The sequence below is a fragment of the Indolivaga alginatilytica genome (assembly GCF_003201355.1).
GTDB classification, from domain to species: Bacteria; Bacteroidota; Bacteroidia; order Bacteroidales; family Dysgonomonadaceae; genus Dysgonomonas_A; species Dysgonomonas_A alginatilytica.
The window spans coordinates 91,590-110,238 of sequence record NZ_QICL01000016.1 but is presented as its reverse complement, the minus strand read 5'-3'; the positions used below and the strand labels follow the sequence as shown (position 1 = coordinate 110,238).

The following is an 18,649-nucleotide window of genomic DNA, read 5'->3' as shown; positions in this document are numbered from 1 at the left end:
GGATATAAGAATCAAGGGTTTAGACCAATTAAAAAGCGTTGGGTCATTGAGCCTACTTTTGCATGGTTTGATTATAACAGAAGGTTATGCCGAAACTATGAAACAACTTTTGACTCTGCCGAAGAAATGGTCAAAATTGCATCTATAAAATTATTGTTGAATAAAATTTAAACAGACTCTGAAAGTGGCTGTTTGTCAGATGTATTGTTTATTTTTGATTATTACCATTGAAATTATATTATGAAAAAATTATTATCTGTCCTATTTGTATTGGTTTTAGCATGTGTATCTTGTTCAGACGGCGACGACCTCACCGGTGATCCCGATCCTAATAGAAACAGTAATGGAGAAGATAAAAAAAATCCATATAAAACAGGTAAAGACCTTTCGTCGTCAACCTTTGCTGCATGGGATAACAAGGGAATGAAGGATACGTATTTCATGCTTGGTTACGGATACGATGTTACGGGTAAATATGCCCACCCTTCCGCCGTCAGAAATAAGGTTATAGATTTAGAGGCATATGATAAAGATGAAGATGCTGTAACTTTTTTCAAAAGTACTTCGAGTGGACCCGAATGGTCTATAGGAAGAACTCGACAGGAGTGTCTGGAAGTTCTGGGAGAAAATGCAGGATTCAGCAGTGCTGAGATTTCCAAATATAAGAATCTGTTTAAAGAAAAATTCGATTCCCCTTTCAAAAACGATTCGTCATTTCCCAACCTATCATATTACTATATGGGCACTTCTCAGGTAAATGTAGTCTACCATTTATATTTCTTCTTTTCGAGTTACAGGAAGGAGCGGTTCCAGACGAAATATCTGACAGATGGTTTCAAAGCCGATCTGGAAACAAAATCTGCCGAAGAGATCATAAAAATATACGGTACACACATACTGAGCAGTATAAAGGTCGGAGAACGAATGGATTATCTGTATCGCTATGCCCCAGATGAAAATTCGAATAGTTATTCCTGGTTTTTATATAATACGCACAAATATTTTTCACAGGGTCCTTCGGCTTGGGGAAGTGCACCTGAAAACGATCCTCCATTAAAGGAGAATCTGTATATAGAAGTAGTAGACGGCACACGCCCCAATCCTAACACATGGATGGTAGATATTACCAACTATCAAGGTGAAAGAATTATATTTAACGGATGGAATACCATTACCGATGACAATCTCACATTAGTAGCTTTCAGAAATAGGGATTGTCTGATACCCATCTACGAATTAGTAAAAGATACTGTTAAAAAAGAAGCGTTGATAAAAGCATACGAAAAATACCTGAGTGAATAAGGTCTTAAATATCAACTGCATCACGTCGGGAGTTATGGATTAGCTGGAAAAGATTTCTTCAATAATTATTTATTATGGCACGAATGAATAAAACAGTAATACGAAAAACAGGGGTTCCCGAACATTCTATTTTAAAAGATGAGGAAGCCTCTTTTGGTTATATAGATTCTTTTCAAAGTTCATTTTCAGGAAAAGAAAAAGGAAACGATATAATCCCCATAGCTGAATTGTTTTCATCGAGCGGTCCCGAATGGGCGAATAGTTTATTGAGAATACGAGACAAGATTGTCAAACCATTCGGATTAAAAACAGCAGATCAAATTACTGATTTTTCGGAACAACCTGACGATACCCGATATGAGTTGGGCAGTCAGCATGGTATCTTCAAACTATTTTATAAAAGAGAGAATGAAGTTGTACTGGGGCAGGATGATACCCACCTGAATGTAAGGGTTTCATTATTGCTTGAATCGTCGGGAAATGAAGTAAATAAAATATTGAGCATAACGACTGCTGTAAAGTTTAATAATCTCTTCGGAAAACTTTACTTCCTGCCTGTAAAACCTATTCATCAACTGATAGTTCGAAAGTCATTAGAGAATATTGTATTGCAAATAGAGAACAATGGCAATGAAGGTTAAGTTAACTTTTCAGGGTTACAGACCTTTTTAGTGAGTTAAATTGTTGGATAAAAATTCATACATTTACTTCCAAATTTCAGATAAAATGAAGAAGTCAATATCATATTTACCATCAGCCAATCAGCGGGATTTGCATTATATTGTTGAATCTATCCTGACACGGATTAAGCAGACAGAAATGATAATTCTTTTCGGCAGCTATGCCCGTAATGATTATGTGGTGTATGACGAAAAGTATGAGTTTGGTAAAATACAGTTTTATGTAAGCGATTACGATATATTGGTTGTAACAAGCGGAGTTTCGGATGGCGTAGCAATCAAAGCCCTCAGTAATATAGAAGACTTGTACTACGATCGGGCGAAAGATCCTGATAGGCAGCCACCTGTTCAGTTTATCAGCGATGATATGAAAAAGCTGAATAAGTATCTGAACGAAGGCAGATATTTCTATACCCAAATAAAACAAGAAGGGGTTGTACTATACGACAGCGGAAAGTTCAAATTGGCTCGAAGGAGAAAACTTAATTTTGATGAAATAAAACAACAGGCAGAAGAATATTTCAAAGATAAATTTGAATATGCTAATGATTTCTTTGAAACTGCCATTTTCAATTATGAGAAAGAGAAATATAAACTAGCTTCTTTTCATCTTCACCAAACCTGTGAAAACTATATTTATGCAATCCGTTTAGTTTTTACATTAGAAAATCCGAAGCAACATAATCTCACAAAGCTATTAAACTCGGTAAAGAAATATTCAGTCGAGTTTATCAAAGTCTTTCCACAAGATACCCCCGAAGAAAAACGGCTGTTTGAACTTATTAAGGCTGCTTATGTGAATGGTCGCTACGATCCCGATTTTGTAGTCACCAAAGAGGATATCGATGCTCTTGTTCCGAAAGTGGAACTACTGAGAGATATTACACAACGTATTTGTGAAGCAAAAATTAAGGAGTACGGGAAGGTAGAGTGATTTAGATTTATTACAAAAGTAAATGAAAGCAAGAATTTTAAAAGTTATCGTAATACTACAATTTCTGGTTCTCCCTATTTTAGGGCAAAATAAACCTGATACCATAAGAATCTCGGATGACATTGATCTGATTAAGTTATCGGATAATGCATATCTTCATATATCTTACTTACAAACAAAAAGTTGGGGTAAGGTCGGAGCAAACGGGTTGTTATTGGTTAAAAACGGAGAAGCTTTGATGATCGATACACCTTGGAATGATGAGCAAACAGAAGAACTAACCTCTTGGATAAAAGATTCGTTGCATGCGACAATAACAGCAATTATTCCCACCCATTGGCATGAAGACTGTATGGGAGGACTAAGATATCTGCAAAGCGAAGATGTGAAATCTTATGCAGGTCAAAGAACCATTAATATTGCTAAGGAGAAAAACCTACCTGTGCCTCAATATGGTTTTACAGATTCTCTTTCGATTAATTTCCAAAATATTCCTGTAGAATGTTATTATTTCGGGGGAGGTCATACTATAGATCTTATTGAAGTATGGTTGCCAACTGAAGATATTCTATTTGCAGGAGATGTTCTTAAAGATATAAAATCCAAAAGCTTGGGAAATATTGCGGATGCTGATATTAAAGCGTGGCCAATAACAGTAAAGAGAATAGCAAAAAGATTTCCTAAAGCTAAAACTGTCATTCCCGGGCATGGAAATATTGGTGGGGCTGATTTAATAGAACATACTTTGAAATTATTAGAAGAATAGTACTGTTTATTTATCTTTACTGAGACAATGGATCAAACCGAAAAAAGGTACAATATAAAAACATCGGAAAAAGTGTCACTTTTGTAACCTTTGTAACTTTTCAGGAGGTAAAGGATTGAAAATAAGAGGTGAAGAAAGAGACGGATATAATAAGGAAGTGTAACCAATGTCACCTTTTTAAGACTACCGAACAGGGGAAAATTATATAAGTAAACCTCGATATTTCTGATGACTATGAAAAAAAGAACCTTATCCTTGAATTTCCAAAGATGTATTCCTCTATTTTTGGTTGTATTTTTTACATTCGTAACTATAAATCCGGTTGTCGGGCAAGATTTACGAAGTAAGGCAAATCCCGAACAGACTATATTTGTTTGGGGCAGCGACATTAATAAAAAATTTATTCAGTATGTTGTTGATCTGACAAATAAACCCGATCCCAGAATCTGCTTCTTACCGACAGCCAGTGCCGATAGTAAAGAATCTATTGAGTATTGGGAGTCTATCTGCAAAAATTTATCCATTGACCCGTATATCTGTAAAGTATGGGTTAGTTCTAAAACTGATACTATTCCTTTTGAAGATATACTATTAAGTATGGACGCCATAGTCGTTGGCGGAGGAAACACCTTGAATATGATGGCGATATGGAAAGCTCAGGCGATTGATAAAATCCTGCAAAAAGCATTAAAGAAAGGAATTATTCTTGCAGGGGGAAGTGCCGGCTCAATTTGCTGGTTTGAGAATGGGGTGAGTGATTCGAGACCTGTTGATATAAGTATTGTTGATGGATTAGGATTTTTGCCATACAGCAATTGCCCTCATTATGAAGAAAAAGAAAGAAAAGAACTGTTTCATCGTAAAATCTTAAATAAAGAAATAAAGGCAGGCTATGCGTGCGATGATTTATCGGGTTTATTATTCAAAAATGGAAAGTTCGTGGAAGCTGTAAGCAAAAATGAATTGAATAATTCATACTACATAACGTCAAAAAGAGGAAAATTAGAAATAGAAAAGTTACAATCTGAATTTTTGGTAAATAAGGATGCTCTTTCGAAAAGTGATTACGAGGTAATAGAAATAAATAAAGGCATAACAGAATGTTTATCTGAAAATCAAAACGATATTACAAAGGCTTTTGTGTCTTTTATTAAACGGGTTACGAAAGAAGACAAATTGAATGAGGTATTAAATAGCACCCGGATCATGGATATATTGGTTTATGACCATTCACTGGCTGCCGTAATTAATAAACGGGAATATGATTTTTACTGTGTATCTCTATTCTATAAACATGATAATGTATGGCATAGTGCCGGAGAAGATATAGGAGATACGCCTGTTGAAGCCGAAATATCTTTCAGGGAAAGAGCCAAAATGCATATGACCAGATTGAATGAGAAATATCAATAAATTTATTATATACTAATGAAAAATACAGCACACTTTTTTTTGATACTGATGACTTCCTGTATCTTAACAGGTTGTGATATGATTACTAATGCGTTCACATATAAAGATACCACTAAAGGTTTTGTCGAGAGTTTGTTTAAAGAAGATTATGATGCAAGTATAGAGTACCTTGTTGCTGAAGATTACAGGAATGCAGGTATAAGTACAGATTCTTTAAAAAGTATATTGTCAACTTTCAGGCAATACACAGTTGATCGATTTGGTACTGATCTGAATTATTCTTTTTTGACCTCTCGAAAAACAATATCTACAATAGAGTCCGAAAATACTCCTCCGGGTATGACCGAAGTAACGATTCAGATTTCCAATCAAAAAGATTTCGGGGTTTTCAAAGTTTTATTTGTGGATGATACCCATAAAATTTCAAAGATAGATATACTTAATATCAAAGAGCCTATACCCTCCATGCTCGGGTTTTGGTTCTTGGGAGTACTGGTTATATGCATTCCTATCTTTAATATATATGTAATCATTAAGATAAAGCGAAGCTCTTTAAAAAAGAAATGGATAAAATATATAGCCGTAATTTTGTTAAATGCTCCTACTATAGTATATTCGGCAGTTAATGGATTTTCATTGAAGCTATTAACATTTCAATTTTTATTCGGGATTGGATTTAATTTCTCAGGATATATAAATTGTTACTGGTCATTTGGAATACCTTTAGGTGGGCTTTTCTGGTTATGGCGTTTATACGTCAGGGCTAAACTGAAAGAGGAAGGAATAGACTTAGATTCTGACGATAAACAACCTATAAGTTCGGATTCAGAGAGTTATCCTTCATATAATCAAAACCGTAAAACTCCGGAATCTGAATGACATCATATATTTATCTTTACTAAAATAACGGGGTACACTCAATAAAAAGGTAACAATATAAAACGCCGGAAAAAGTGTCACTTTTGTTACCTTTGTAACCTTTCGGGAGGTAAATATCTGAGAATAAGAGGTGACAAAAGAGACGGGTATAATAAGGAAGTGTAACCGATGTCACCTTTTTAAGACTACCGAAAAGAGGTAAATTATATAAGTAAAGCTTTATGGGACAGTATATTTTAAAGACCGACCGAATAGGTTTTTCCGTATGGGATAAAAGTGACACCGAGGCGGCAACGACTCTGTGGAGTCACCCCGATGTAATGAAACTGCTTTCTGCTACGGGAACATATACTTCCGGACAAATAGCCGAAAGATTGGCAAGGGAAATACAAAACCATGAATTATATGGAGTTCAGTACTGGAAACTTTATAACCTCGAAACCTCAGAATTTATGGGGTGCTGTGGTTTGAAACCCTATCATGAAGAAACGGATATTTATGAATTGGGATTTCAGCTTCTTCCTGCCTTCTGGAATAAAGGGTATGCTTCGGAAGCAGCCAAATTCAGCTTGAATTATGCTTTGGAAGTATTGAAAGCAAGGAATGTATTTGCAGGGCATCATCCTCAAAATGAGTTGTCTCGCAAATTACTGACAAAGCTCGGGTTTAAAACTTTCACTACTGAATTTTATGAACCTACAGGATTGGTTCATCCTTTATATCGTTATTATGATGTCACTCCACAGCAATACTAACGCTAATAATAGAAATAAGCAATGCAAGATACCTCCCGCTTATCCCGCTTAACCGCAATACTGATATTGCTGCAATCGCGTCAGATTATCACCGCTAAATTCATAGCCGATAAGTTCGGGATAAGTACCCGTACCGTCTATCGTGATATTAAAGCTTTGGAAGAGTCGGGCGTTCCTATTCTGACGGAGGAGGGCAAAGGCTATTCGCTGATGCAAGGTTATGCTATACCTCCTGTTATGTTTACCGAGACCGAGGCCAATGCTTTGATTACAGCAGAGCAGATAGTAAAAACGAATAAAGATCAATCGTTTGTAAAGAACTATATAGAGGCAATCACTAAAATAAAGGCAGTATTAAAGCATAATACAAAAAACAAAGCCGAACTACTGTCGGAGCGTATTCAAATCCGTAATAACTCCGAAGGAAAGACTACAAGCGATTATTTATCTTTGCTACAGTTGGCAATCACCAACGTTCAATTAGTACATATTTCGTATACTTCAGAGGTTGATGATACTACAAAACGAATAATTGAACCTCTGGCTTTATATAGCACGCAGGAAAATTGGATACTGATAGCTTACTGCCGTTTGCGAAAAGAAAACAGAGCCTTTCGTTTAGACAGAATTCAAGAACTGGAGATACTGCCGGAAAACTTCGAGCCTCATAATTTCAGTTTTCAAGGTTACTTTGAAGAATGTAAAGCAAAACATCGGGCTACCCTTGACACAGGGTTGTCATAACGATGGGCTTTCTTTGCAGTGAATCATAAAAATTGAAAGAAAATGAAAACAACGATTGAAAAGTTCTACATTATCGGTATCTCAGTAAGAACAACAAATGAAGGAAGTCAGGCGGCAAAAGACATTCCCGAGCTTTGGGTGAGATTTATGTCAGAAGACATTGATTCTAAAATACCGAATAGAGTAAGCCATGACGTTTATGGAATATATACCGAATACGAAGGAGATTTTACCCAACCTTATACAACGGTTATTGGTTGTAAAGTGAGTAGTCTGGATAATATACCTGAGGGACTTGTAGGCTTAACTATCGAAACTGCCAATTATGAGAAATTCACGGCGAAAGGAAAGTTATCGGATGACATTGTCCTTAAGAAATGGCAAGAGATCTGGCAATCGAACATGGATAGAGCTTACCTTGCCGACTTCGAAATATATGGAGAGAGATCTATGGATATGGAGAGTGCAGAGGTTGATATTTTTATATCTGTTAAGTAAGGTTTTAATCTAATTTAATGTTTTACCAAGTGAGGGATATCTTAAAGTATCCTTCACCTTTGTTGGAAGAGCTGAATAACTAATAACATCGATTTTATGCTTCGACCTATTGATGAATTCTTTTTACAGCATGATGAGCAAACTAACAGTTGCCTGCAATTCCTGCGAGAGTATATTCTCGGTTTTGACGAGAATATTTCGGAGGCTTGGAAATATCAGTTGCCTTTCTACTACTATAACAACAAGCCGTTTTGTTATTTTTGGATACACAAGAAATTCAAACAACCCTATATTGGCATTGAAAATGGCGGACTACTCGATCATTCTCAACTACTCAGAGAGAATAGGGTAAAGATGAAGATCTTATTAGTTGATCCGACTAAGGATATTGAGTTGGAAACGATAGGTACAATTCTACGGGATTCACTCTCATTACACAAAGACAAAAATATTACGCGCGGCTGAATTATATTATATTGTCATCTCTTTTGTTATCTTTATCTTTGGTAACCTGATAGAAATGGGTTTATAACCTTACCCAGATAAAAGATGAAAAAAATATTTGTTCTTCTTGCCCTCATTCTTTGGGGCATTAGCTCCTTATATGCAGAGAATGAACTCGATTCATTATTAAGGGCTTTAGATAATAAAATTAAGCACGATCAAACTTATATAGAGATTAAAGAAAACCGGATAAAAGGTCTGAAAAAAGACAAACAGCAGTCCGGTCTTTCAATGAAGGATATCTATTCTCTTAACATATTGCTATACAAAGAGTACAGGTCTTATATGTCGGATTCGGCACTTTGTTATCTTAACAAAAATCTGGATATAAGCTATTTGTTAAATGATACGTACAAAATAAATGAAACCAATATCTCGATTTCCCGTTTGTGTGCATCGTTAGGAATGTATTGTGAAGCATTTGATGCTATTGCTAAAGTTTCCAAAAATGAGTTGGATAGAAATCAAACAGCAGCATATTATATATCCTACAAAAATATTTATGGTGGACTGGCTCTTTATACACAAAATAAAAGAAGTAAGGGTGAGTATTGGAAACAACATAAAACATATGTAGATACCTTGTTACAGATATTAGATCGTAAATCGCCCGAATACCTGAATCTGGAAGAAACGATTCTTAGAGAGAGAGGTCTCATTGATAAAGCTCTTAAGGTTAACGATCAGCGATTAAACCTCACTCAGGCAGGTAAAGGCGAATATGCTCTGGCTACTTTTCACCGATCATTACTATACCAGAAAAAACAGGATATAATTAACCAAAAGAAATACTTATGCAGGTCGGCAATTTCAGATGTACAATCAGTAATAAAAGATAACGCAGCCATTTCGATGCTGGCTAATATCCTTTTCGAAGAAGGAAATATAAACAGGGCATACGATTATATCCGCTTCTCTTTAAGTAATGCCAACACGTATAATACTCGTCTGCGTGCGTCGGAGATATTAAATGTACAGACTATAATAGATCAGGCGTACCATGAAAAAAGTAAGCACCAAAAGGATAAACTGGAACTTTATCTGATTTATATAAGTGTACTGTCGGTGTTACTGTTTATATTGATTCTTTTTATCTATAAACAAATGAAAAGGGTAGAGAGGATGAGCATTCACGTAGAAAAATCCAATACACAATTAAAAGATCTCAATATTACATTACAAAATGTAAACGAGCAACTCCAGAGAACCAATATGGAAGTTGTAGAGGCAAATAAAATAAAAGAGGAATACATCAGTTACTTTCTTCATCAATGTTCAGAATACATAGATAAGATAGACGATTACCGTAAAATGGTAAACCGTAAAATCAAAGATCGGGAAATTGATGAATTATATAAGATTACAAAAAATAACAATTTGAAAGAACAGGAGCTTAAAGAGTTGTTTCGCAACTTTGATACTATGTTCTTGCATCTTTTCCCCGATTTTATAGTGGAATTTAACTTATTGCTTCAACCCGAAGAACAAATTATTTTAAAAAATGGAGAGTTAAATACTGAACTACGTATTTTTGCACTTATCCGATTGGGAATTAGTGATAGTTCTCAAATTGCCAATTTTTTGGATTACTCGGTAAATACAATTTATAATTATCGTGCTAAAGTGAAAAATAAAACAAAAACTTATCGAAGCGATTTTGAGAATCAGGTTCGTAAAATAGGTACTTTTTCAAGGTAATAAATCCATATTATCTTCAATTTTTCTATTAAATAGATAGTCCGGATAGTATACACTTTATATACGATCCACTTTTTACGCTCCCACCGAATGTTGTAAGGTTCAATATAAGAACAGTTTACGTCCTTTTTCTTTTTGAAAAAATTCACTATTTACCCACTTGCCCGAGTGGAAGGATGCCATTCCGTCTATTTTTGTTAACAAGAAGAGTTGGCCACCTCTGAAAAGTTAACAAAAATCAAAATCTACTATTCATGAAAAAGAATCTCTTAAGAAGATTAAAGAAAAACTATTTCCTCGTTTTTCTTCTGCTTCTCTTTGATGTAAGTCTCTATTCTCAGAATCCTATAACTGTTCATGGACGGGTTATAGATGATACGATGAAAGAACCTTTAATCGGGCTTACAGTACATGAGAAAGGAACAACCAACGGAACACTGACAGACATAGACGGTAACTATACTCTCAACACAAAAACAGGAGCTACACTGGTGTTTACATTTCTCGGGTATCTTCCCGTTGAGGTGACTGCCAACAAAAACCAGATAAATGTAACGATGAAAGAAGATTCCCAAATGTTGGAGGATGTAGTCGTTGTAGGTTATGGAACACAGAAGAAAGTGAATCTTACCGGATCTGTTGCAGCTATAGACGGTTCTACTATTGCCTATAAATCGGCATCCGATGTACTATCGGCTATGCAAGGTGAAATGCCGGGCGTAGCTGTTCTACGAACCGGCGGTCAGCCCGGGAGGGAGACTGCGGGAGTGCGTATTCGCGGATTCTCATCAGCTAATGAAACCTCAGCTTTAGTTCTCATCGATGGAGTGGAAGGCGAATTGAATCTTTTGAATCCGAACGATATAGCCAGTGTCTCGGTACTGAAAGATGCTGCCGCCAGTTCTATCTATGGAGCACGGGCAGCTGCGGGAGTAATTCTCGTTACGACCAAATCGGGAGGTGAAGGTAAAGTGCATATCTCATATAATGGATATTTTGCCGTAAATACACCGGGACTTATGCCCGAACGCTTGCCTGCGTGGGAAGAACAAAAATTCATTAATGACTCCCGTGTAAACTCGGGAGCAGGAATTGAATTTAATGAAGAACAAGTATCGTGGTTGAGTAACCCTAACTTTAATTACCGTCCTAAAAACTCGGATGGGCGTTGGGACTTCTTTCAGTCGACTAACTGGCTTGCTGAAGGTACACGTGATCATACAACGCAGCAAAACCATGGTGTATCGATTATGGGCGGAACAAAGGAACTGAATTACCTTGTGTCAGCCGGTTTCTTCACTAAAAACGGGATACTGAAGTACGGACCTGATAAAAATCAACGTTATAATTTTAGAGTTAAACTAAATTCTGAGTTAAATAAATACATGAGTCTCGGGATAAATACCAGTTATAGCGGACAGTTTACCGAAGCAAACCCCTATGGATCGGAGAAAATTCTGGAACGTTTGTATCGGGTACGAGGACGTCAACCTATCTATAACCCGGAAGAAGATATCAACTTTAAAACTAACCCTTACAACGGCGATTTGCAGGTTAATGCGATTGATCTGATGAGAAACGGGGGAAGCGATATCGAACGGAAGGAAGCATATATGGGAAGAGCCGAACTAACTATACACAATATAGTTAAAGGGCTTCGTTTTCAACTGAACGCCTCCCGCCAGTCAGTTTATAATAGCAGAGAAATTATAAAACGGACTTTAATCTGGTATAACAGGCTAGGTACAACTATCCGTTTTCAGGAGAACAACCCCAATTCACTTGAGAAGTCTAAATATTATGATTACCATGATAATTTTGAGGCACTTGGTTATTATGATTTCAAAATAGGAAAACAAAATTTTAATATCATGGCCGGTTCCTCCTATGAGGTTTATCGAAAAGATCAGATGAAAGGTATAGCTAAAAATTTAAATTCAAACGACTTCTTTTCTTTTAATGCTTTCGATTCTTCTTTAGCCACAAATGCGGAATTAAGCGATTTAGTGGAAAGCTGGAGTATGATGTCTTATTTCGGACGGATAAACTATAACTATGATGACAGGTATTTATTTGAAGCCAATATTCGTTATGACGGGAGTTCGCGTTTAGCACCCGGTAATCGCTGGAAAGCTTTCCCTTCGTTTTCGGTAGGGTGGCGTATTAATGAAGAAGATTGGTTCAATGTAGAGAAAATTGATAACCTGAAATTCCGAGCGTCATGGGGGCAACTGGGTATTGGTGGAATTCTTGGTTTTTATGATTATCTGCCTCTTCTTAAAGACGGCTCACTTATGGGTAGTAAATACTACTACCAAGAGAGACTTGCGGCAAAAGATAAAGCTTGGGAAGTTGTTTCAACTACCAATCTGGGTATTGATATCGATGTATTATCGAGCAGGTTGAGCTTTACGGGAGATTATTATTGGAAAACCAACAACGATATGCTTATTGAATACAACCTGCCTAATCTGGTAGGAGTAAAATCTCCTTTTGGTAATATCGGACGGCTTAAAACCTGGGGATGGGAGTTTCAGGTGAATTGGAGAGATAAGGTAGGAGAGGTAAAATACCAACTGGGTTTTAATCTTTCGGATAGCCAGAATAAGCTTGTAAAACTGAGTGGAACCAATACTATATCGGCAGGATCAAAAGATAAGCTCGAAGGGTATCCGCTAAACACAATCTGGGGATACCAGACAGACGGTTTTTGGTCGAGCCGCGAAGAATATCTTGCTTATAAAGAAGCTAATCCGGGTTACAAATCCTTCAATGATGCCAATGTAAGCGGGGGAGACATCAAATATGTCGCACAGGGGAAAGCCGACCATACTATTAGTGCCGGTGGCGGTACACCGGAAGACCCCGGAGACCTTGTTTATATGGGTAATTCTAACGGACGTTATCTATATGGAATGAATATTGCATTGCAATGGCGGAATTTCGATTTCTCGATGTTATGGCAAGGTGTCGGGAAACGTAAAATCGTAATTAATACAAGTACAATAGCACCGTTTCAATCTACAGCTAATATGCCATGGACGATCCATCGTGATTACTGGACTGAAGATAATCAAGATGCATTCTGGCCCCGTTTATATAGTGGGAATGCTTTCAATTACGAACCATCAGACAAATGGGTGCAAAATGCAGCTTATATACGCCTCAAGAATGTACAGTTCGGATATAATCTACCTATAAAGAAAAAAATCGCAGATAGGGCTAGGCTATATATTTCCGGCGATGATGTTTGGGAACATTCAGACCTCTTATCGGTATTTGATCCTGAAGTGAAAGATAAAGCGGAGGCAAATTATTATCCGTTTTTCCGTACTTGGTCGGTAGGTATCAATATAACATTCTAAATTGTAATATGATTATGAAAAATATATATTTATTTCTGATAGTTTCGATTATCTGCCTATCGGGTTGTGATTTAGAAAAACTTCCGGAGACCAGTTTAACGGATGAGGGTTTCTGGAAAACCGAGACCGATGTGCGTGGGGCATGTAACCGTATGTACGATGAATTAGCGGGATTCACCTATATGTCGAATCCAAATGATAGAGACGCAGGTAAAACTTACCATGACAGTCGTTCCGATGAACTGGTGCAAACATCAGCCAATGGAGTTTCGGCCGGAAACCGTACTGTTCCTTCCACCTCAAGGAACGATTGGACTGACCCGTATATCCACATCTTTACAGCTAATAATATCCTGCAAAAAGCTCCTAAGGCGGCTTTAGAGGAAGCTGTCCTAAACCGGTGGTTGGCTGAAGCTTACTTTTTTCGGGCTTATTATCATTTCCTGTTAGTAAAATTGTATGGAGATATCCCTTTAATCTTAAAGTCGTTCGACGATCCTAATGATCCTGTTATCTACTCGGGGCGTACCCCGCGTGAAGAAGTTATTCAGCAATGCTACAAAGACCTCGAGTTTGCAGCAACATGGTTGCCAACCAGAGCCACCTTAGCTAAAAATGAAAAGGATTGGGGAAGGGCTACCCGTTCTTCGGCATTAGGGATGATAGTTCGCATAGGATTATATGAGGGAACCTTTGTTAAGTACCATAAGTTGGGTAATGGTTATACAGCACATCTGAAAAAGTCTATCGATGCTGCAGAATTATTAATGAAGGAAGGACATGATCTTTATTCTGATTTTGACAAATTATTCAAATTTGAAGGAGAAGGATCGAAAAATCTGGAAAATATCTTCGTGAAGGTATATGGGCCTAATGGTGCGGGAACTGCAGTCCATGGTAATTGCCGGGCGATGGAAAACACTTATTCGGTTACACGGCAGATGATCGATTTATTCCTCTACAAGGATGGATTACCTCGTGAAAAATCACCGCTTAAAATATCTCCGGAGACAAGCTTCGATGACGCTTTAACCAATAGAGATCCCCGTTTAAAAATGACGATCTATAGTATACGTGAATTGTCTTATAAAAATTCACCATACATTCCGTTTATTAACCAGCATGGGTATGGATATTCATTAAAGAAAGGTTATGTAGATTCAGAATGGAATACCGTAGGTAAAGAGACTATAGATAAAGCGATCATCCGCTATGGAGAGATATTGATCTCATATGCGGAGGCTTTGTATGAGCACAATGGATCTATAACTGACGACCAATTAAATAAAACAGTCAATAAATTACGCGACAGGGTAGGTTTTGACGTGAAGCTTACAAATGAATTTGCTACGGCTAACGGTTTGACTATGATCGATGAAATTCGCCGTGAACGAACTGTTGAATTACTGGATGAAGGTTTCCGTTATGATGATATTATTCGTTGGAAAATAGCTGAAAAAGTACTGCCTACCTATATTATAGGTGCTAAGTTTGTTGCTTCGGAGACTAACAAAGCCCGTGCCGATATACAAGACAGGCTCACAGATGCTACGGGTAAACTCAAAGGTAAACAAGTATACAGTGAGTCTGATATGTATGTGATAGAGATGGCAGAAAATCGCAGATTTGATCCCGAAAGAGATTATCTGTACCCCATTCCGTTGAATGAAGTTGCTCTTTCGAAAGGAAATATTACTCAAAATCCTAATTGGTAAAAGAAGAAGTATGAAAAAGATATTATTAATATTATTGACAATTGCTGCATGTCATACATTTACAAGTTGCGGTGATGATGATTGGGGTGGCGGCGAACCTGCGATGGAACATGTCTATTATATAGGTTTTGAGGATTGGGGAGGTTGGACGAATGATGTAGTGTTCAATGTGAAACAAGGAGAAATGCTAACTATCCCGATTCAGTTTCATAGCGAACGTGTCCGTTCATATAATGTAGTAACCTACTATTATGTATCGGGTACTCTGATTCGTGGAACCGATTATCAAATAACAGATGAGGCTGGTAATATATTACAACCCGACGCAAACGGTGCATTCACGACCGATTGGCCTCAGGCAATAAAAGGAGTGAAGAATATATATGTAAAAGCTCTCAATGCTTCGGTAGGATCATTTACAGTTCATACATTTGATCCGAATGATAAAATCTCGTATACAAATACCACAAATAGTATTACAAAAGATTATGAAGTAAGATCATTCACTCAAAATTATAAGGTAACAGTAAATATTAAAAAGTAGAGAGGTTCTTATCGGATTCTTTTATAGCTGAGTCCGCAAGAGGCAGAATATCAACACTTATCAGTTTGTGTTCTGTCTCTTTCTTCTTTTTTAAATAAATAAGCGTATTTAACGAACTATTTTCGAATTATAACAAGCTAAAGTTGCTATACTTGCCTAAATATAAAAAAGGTTTGAGACCTTAATTTTTAAAAACTCTGTGATGAAAAAAACTTATACGACACCACTCTTCCGTTTGCTTATTGTATCCATTCATTTATTCCTGCTTTCACTGGCAGCCAATGCACAACGGGATATAAAAACTATAAATGACGGATGGAGATTCCTTAAAAAAGACATAACCGAAGCCGCCCAACTTAGTACAGATGATAAGCTGTGGGAAAGAGTAACGATTCCGCATACATGGAATAGCGATGCTTATACAGATAAGAAATACTACAGAGGGGTCGGATGGTATAGAAAGAATATTTACCTCGGAGAGGACTATAAAGACAAACAACTTTTTATTCGGTTTGATGCAGCTAATACAGTAGCTTCCGTTTATGTTAATGGCAATTTTATAGGAGAACATAAAGGGGGGTATACTTCCTTTACGTTTGATATTACACCTTATTGTTTTATCGGAAAGGAAAATCAGATATCTGTCAAGGTCGATAATTCACTGACAGATGTCCCTCCTGTTTCGGGAGATTTCACATTCTTCGGAGGAATATATCGGGATGCATGGTTAATTACCACACCAAAGCAACATTTCGATTTGTCCGATTTCGGTTCAAATGGCGTATTCATCGATACGAAAGATGTCTCTGCAATAGCAGCTTTTTACACTGTAAGAGGCGCAATCAGGAATGATGAATCACAGGTAAAGAAGATACAAGTGATCCATACAATAAAAGACCCACAAGGAAATGTTGTCAAAACTGATAAAAGTACAGTTTCGCTTCAACCCAATGCAAAGAATGAATTCTCTTATGAGGGTAAAATAGAAAAACCACAACTATGGTCGCCTGAAAATCCAAATTTATATGCAATTGAAACAGTTATTCTTGACGCAAAATCGAAAGAGACATTAGATAAAGTTAGTAATAATACGGGGTTTCGTTGGTACAAATTCGATGGAAAGGAAGGTTTCTTTCTCAATGGGAAGCCTTATAAACTAAACGGTATATGCAGGCATCAAGATCAAAAACCGATAGGTAATGCTCTGACAGATGAGATGCACAGGCGTGATATACAGATGATCAAAGAAATGGGGATAAACTTCATCCGTATTTCTCATTATCCGCAAGATGATGCCATACTCGAACAATGCGATAAGTTGGGATTGTTGGCATGGGAGGAGATACCGATTATAGATATTGTTCCCGAAGATGCCAATTATACGGAAAATTGTGAGAATATGCTCCGGGAAATGATTCGCCAGCATTATAACCATCCATCCATTATTATGTGGGGATATATGAATGAAATATTACTGGTAACACAACGGAAGTTTCAGGGAGAGGCTCTTAAAGTGGCAACCGATAGAGCTTTAATTTTAGCAAATCGCCTCGAAAAAGTATTGAAATCGGAAGACAGATACCGCCCTAGTGTGATGGCTTTTCATGGAAGCGATTCGTACAACAAAGCCGGATTTAATAGTATCGTGGATGTCGTAGGATGGAATCTATATCAGGGCTGGTATTCTGATGATTTTACAGGGTTCGAACGATTCCTGAGAGAGCAACAAAAACAACATCCCGATAATCCTAAGATAGTGAGCGAATACGGAGCAGGTTCCGATAAGCGTATACATTCGTTAACTCCAAAACGGTTTGATTTTAGTATGGAATACCAACAGGAGTATATAGAGCATTATCTTTCGGTGATCGAAAAAGAGGCGTATGTAAGTGGTGCTACCTATTGGAACTTTATTGATTTCGGTTCGGCTTTGCGTGATGAATCTATGCCCAGGATCAATAATAAAGGTCTGGTCTATTCGGATCGAACGCCCAAAGATGTATATTTTCTCTTCAAAGCCTTTTACAGGAAAGATATTCCTGTCCTTCATATTGCATCTCAAGATTGGCAAAAGAGAACAGGTGTATCCAAAGCGGGAGAATCGTGTATTCAACCTTTGAAAGTATATTCCAATCTATCTGAGATCGAACTGTTTCAGAATGGCAAATCTCTTGGAATGAAGAAGTGTGGAAATCACACAGCTAGTTGGGAGGTTCCGTTTATAGCGGGAGAGAATTTCTTTACAGCGAAAGGAGTATTTGATGGAAAGCCGATAGAAACAGCCTTATCGGTCTCTTTTAATTCAATACCTGAAATATTGGATAATGAAAATCTGGAATCTCTGGAATTAGCTATAAATGCAGGTAGTACTTCTTTTTATACATCCTCGGAAAGTGGATTGACTTGGCTGCCCGACAGAGAATATACTACCGGAAGTTGGGGCTATATTGGAGGAAAACCTTATCAGACACAAGGTGAGATAATAGGATCTGCCGATAATCCTTTGTATCAAAGTTTACGGGAGTCGCCGGATCGGTATCGCTTTGATGTTCCCGAAGGCAGGTATGAAGTTGAATTATCATTCTCCGATATATTCACACCTAAAGAGAAAGTTGTTTATGATTTGAGTGAAGGCACACAAATCACTATCGAAAATGAGAATATCTTTGATATTGTTATCAATGGTAAAGTCGTTGAATCTAAAATGAATCCGTCTAAGAACTCTGGGTTTTACGGGCTTGAAAAGAAAAGATTCATCATCGAAGTTGGAGATCAAAATTGTATTGAAATCAAGTTTATATCTTTTTCAGGAAAATCATTTGTAAATACTTTAAAAGTTAGAAAGTTATAAG

Annotated in this window: 15 protein-coding genes; all 15 read left to right on the top strand. The window is 37.1% G+C overall.

Annotated features, from left to right (window positions below):
- Positions 1 to 240 precede the first annotated feature (240 nt).
- The 15 genes from CLV62_RS12900 to CLV62_RS12830 all read left to right on the top strand — a co-directional run bounded on the left by CLV62_RS12900 (position 241) and on the right by CLV62_RS12830 (position 18,648).
- On the top strand, positions 241 to 1,302 hold the full coding sequence (locus tag CLV62_RS12900; protein ID WP_110311192.1) for a hypothetical protein: 1,062 nt from the start codon (positions 241 to 243) through the stop codon (positions 1,300 to 1,302).
- Positions 1,303 to 1,376: 74 nt separating this feature from the next.
- Positions 1,377 to 1,943 (top strand): DUF2867 domain-containing protein, encoded by a 567-nt coding sequence (locus CLV62_RS12895; RefSeq protein ID WP_110311191.1) that lies wholly within the window; start codon positions 1,377 to 1,379, stop codon positions 1,941 to 1,943.
- Positions 1,944 to 2,028: 85 nt separating this feature from the next.
- Positions 2,029 to 2,916, top strand: coding sequence for a HEPN domain-containing protein (locus CLV62_RS12890; RefSeq protein ID WP_110311190.1), 888 nt, complete (start codon positions 2,029 to 2,031; stop codon positions 2,914 to 2,916).
- Positions 2,917 to 2,938: 22 nt separating this feature from the next.
- The gene (bla, locus tag CLV62_RS12885) at positions 2,939 to 3,682 is read left to right on the top strand and encodes a subclass B1 metallo-beta-lactamase (RefSeq protein ID WP_110311189.1); all 744 of its coding nucleotides are present in this window, start codon (positions 2,939 to 2,941) and stop codon (positions 3,680 to 3,682) included.
- A 234-nt stretch (positions 3,683 to 3,916) separates the two neighbouring features.
- A complete protein-coding gene (locus tag CLV62_RS12880; protein WP_110311200.1) occupies positions 3,917 to 5,095 on the top strand; it encodes a Type 1 glutamine amidotransferase-like domain-containing protein in 1,179 nt (392 codons plus the stop codon).
- A gap of 78 nt (positions 5,096 to 5,173) precedes the next feature.
- Positions 5,174 to 5,974 carry a hypothetical protein gene (locus tag CLV62_RS12875; protein WP_185144266.1) on the top strand — a complete coding sequence of 267 codons (801 nt, stop codon included), beginning with the start codon at positions 5,174 to 5,176 and terminating at the stop codon, positions 5,972 to 5,974.
- Between the two features lie 221 nt (positions 5,975 to 6,195).
- The gene (locus CLV62_RS12870) at positions 6,196 to 6,729 is read left to right on the top strand and encodes a GNAT family N-acetyltransferase (protein WP_110311188.1); all 534 of its coding nucleotides are present in this window, start codon (positions 6,196 to 6,198) and stop codon (positions 6,727 to 6,729) included.
- Positions 6,730 to 6,750: 21 nt separating this feature from the next.
- Positions 6,751 to 7,473 (top strand): helix-turn-helix transcriptional regulator, encoded by a 723-nt coding sequence (locus CLV62_RS12865; RefSeq protein WP_110311187.1) that lies wholly within the window; start codon positions 6,751 to 6,753, stop codon positions 7,471 to 7,473.
- 42 nt (positions 7,474 to 7,515) lie between these two features.
- Positions 7,516 to 7,971, top strand: a complete 456-nt coding sequence (locus CLV62_RS12860; protein ID WP_110311186.1) for a GyrI-like domain-containing protein — start codon at positions 7,516 to 7,518, stop codon at positions 7,969 to 7,971.
- Positions 7,972 to 8,067: 96 nt separating this feature from the next.
- On the top strand, positions 8,068 to 8,436 hold the full coding sequence (locus CLV62_RS12855) for a DUF1801 domain-containing protein (protein WP_110311185.1): 369 nt from the start codon (positions 8,068 to 8,070) through the stop codon (positions 8,434 to 8,436).
- 84 nt (positions 8,437 to 8,520) lie between these two features.
- Complete coding sequence (locus CLV62_RS12850; protein ID WP_110311184.1) at positions 8,521 to 10,173, top strand: DUF6377 domain-containing protein; 1,653 nt, start codon at positions 8,521 to 8,523, stop codon at positions 10,171 to 10,173.
- 254 nt (positions 10,174 to 10,427) lie between these two features.
- Positions 10,428 to 13,538, top strand: coding sequence for a SusC/RagA family TonB-linked outer membrane protein (locus CLV62_RS12845; protein ID WP_110311183.1), 3,111 nt, complete (start codon positions 10,428 to 10,430; stop codon positions 13,536 to 13,538).
- Between the two features lie 14 nt (positions 13,539 to 13,552).
- Entirely contained in the window at positions 13,553 to 15,253 is a 1,701-nt protein-coding gene (locus CLV62_RS12840) for a RagB/SusD family nutrient uptake outer membrane protein (RefSeq protein ID WP_110311199.1), read from the top strand.
- Positions 15,254 to 15,263: 10 nt separating this feature from the next.
- Positions 15,264 to 15,797 carry a hypothetical protein gene (locus tag CLV62_RS12835; protein WP_110311182.1) on the top strand — a complete coding sequence of 178 codons (534 nt, stop codon included), beginning with the start codon at positions 15,264 to 15,266 and terminating at the stop codon, positions 15,795 to 15,797.
- 202 nt (positions 15,798 to 15,999) lie between these two features.
- Positions 16,000 to 18,648 carry a glycoside hydrolase family 2 TIM barrel-domain containing protein gene (locus tag CLV62_RS12830; protein ID WP_110311181.1) on the top strand — a complete coding sequence of 883 codons (2,649 nt, stop codon included), beginning with the start codon at positions 16,000 to 16,002 and terminating at the stop codon, positions 18,646 to 18,648.
- The last annotated feature ends 1 nt before the right edge of the window (position 18,649 follow it).

Coding starts and splice junctions, on each gene's coding strand:
- bla (WP_110311189.1), top strand. CDS start 2,939: ATGAAAGCAAGAATTTTAAAAGTTATCGTAATACTACAATTTCTGGTT.
- CLV62_RS12855 (WP_110311185.1), top strand. CDS start 8,068: ATGCTTCGACCTATTGATGAATTCTTTTTACAGCATGATGAGCAAACT.
- CLV62_RS12875 (WP_185144266.1), top strand. CDS start 5,174: ATGATTACTAATGCGTTCACATATAAAGATACCACTAAAGGTTTTGTC.
- CLV62_RS12850 (WP_110311184.1), top strand. CDS start 8,521: ATGAAAAAAATATTTGTTCTTCTTGCCCTCATTCTTTGGGGCATTAGC.
- CLV62_RS12830 (WP_110311181.1), top strand. CDS start 16,000: ATGAAAAAAACTTATACGACACCACTCTTCCGTTTGCTTATTGTATCC.
- CLV62_RS12870 (WP_110311188.1), top strand. CDS start 6,196: ATGGGACAGTATATTTTAAAGACCGACCGAATAGGTTTTTCCGTATGG.
- CLV62_RS12840 (WP_110311199.1), top strand. CDS start 13,553: ATGAAAAATATATATTTATTTCTGATAGTTTCGATTATCTGCCTATCG.
- CLV62_RS12880 (WP_110311200.1), top strand. CDS start 3,917: ATGAAAAAAAGAACCTTATCCTTGAATTTCCAAAGATGTATTCCTCTA.
- CLV62_RS12845 (WP_110311183.1), top strand. CDS start 10,428: ATGAAAAAGAATCTCTTAAGAAGATTAAAGAAAAACTATTTCCTCGTT.
- CLV62_RS12890 (WP_110311190.1), top strand. CDS start 2,029: ATGAAGAAGTCAATATCATATTTACCATCAGCCAATCAGCGGGATTTG.
- CLV62_RS12900 (WP_110311192.1), top strand. CDS start 241: ATGAAAAAATTATTATCTGTCCTATTTGTATTGGTTTTAGCATGTGTA.
- CLV62_RS12860 (WP_110311186.1), top strand. CDS start 7,516: ATGAAAACAACGATTGAAAAGTTCTACATTATCGGTATCTCAGTAAGA.
- CLV62_RS12895 (WP_110311191.1), top strand. CDS start 1,377: ATGGCACGAATGAATAAAACAGTAATACGAAAAACAGGGGTTCCCGAA.
- CLV62_RS12865 (WP_110311187.1), top strand. CDS start 6,751: ATGCAAGATACCTCCCGCTTATCCCGCTTAACCGCAATACTGATATTG.
- CLV62_RS12835 (WP_110311182.1), top strand. CDS start 15,264: ATGAAAAAGATATTATTAATATTATTGACAATTGCTGCATGTCATACA.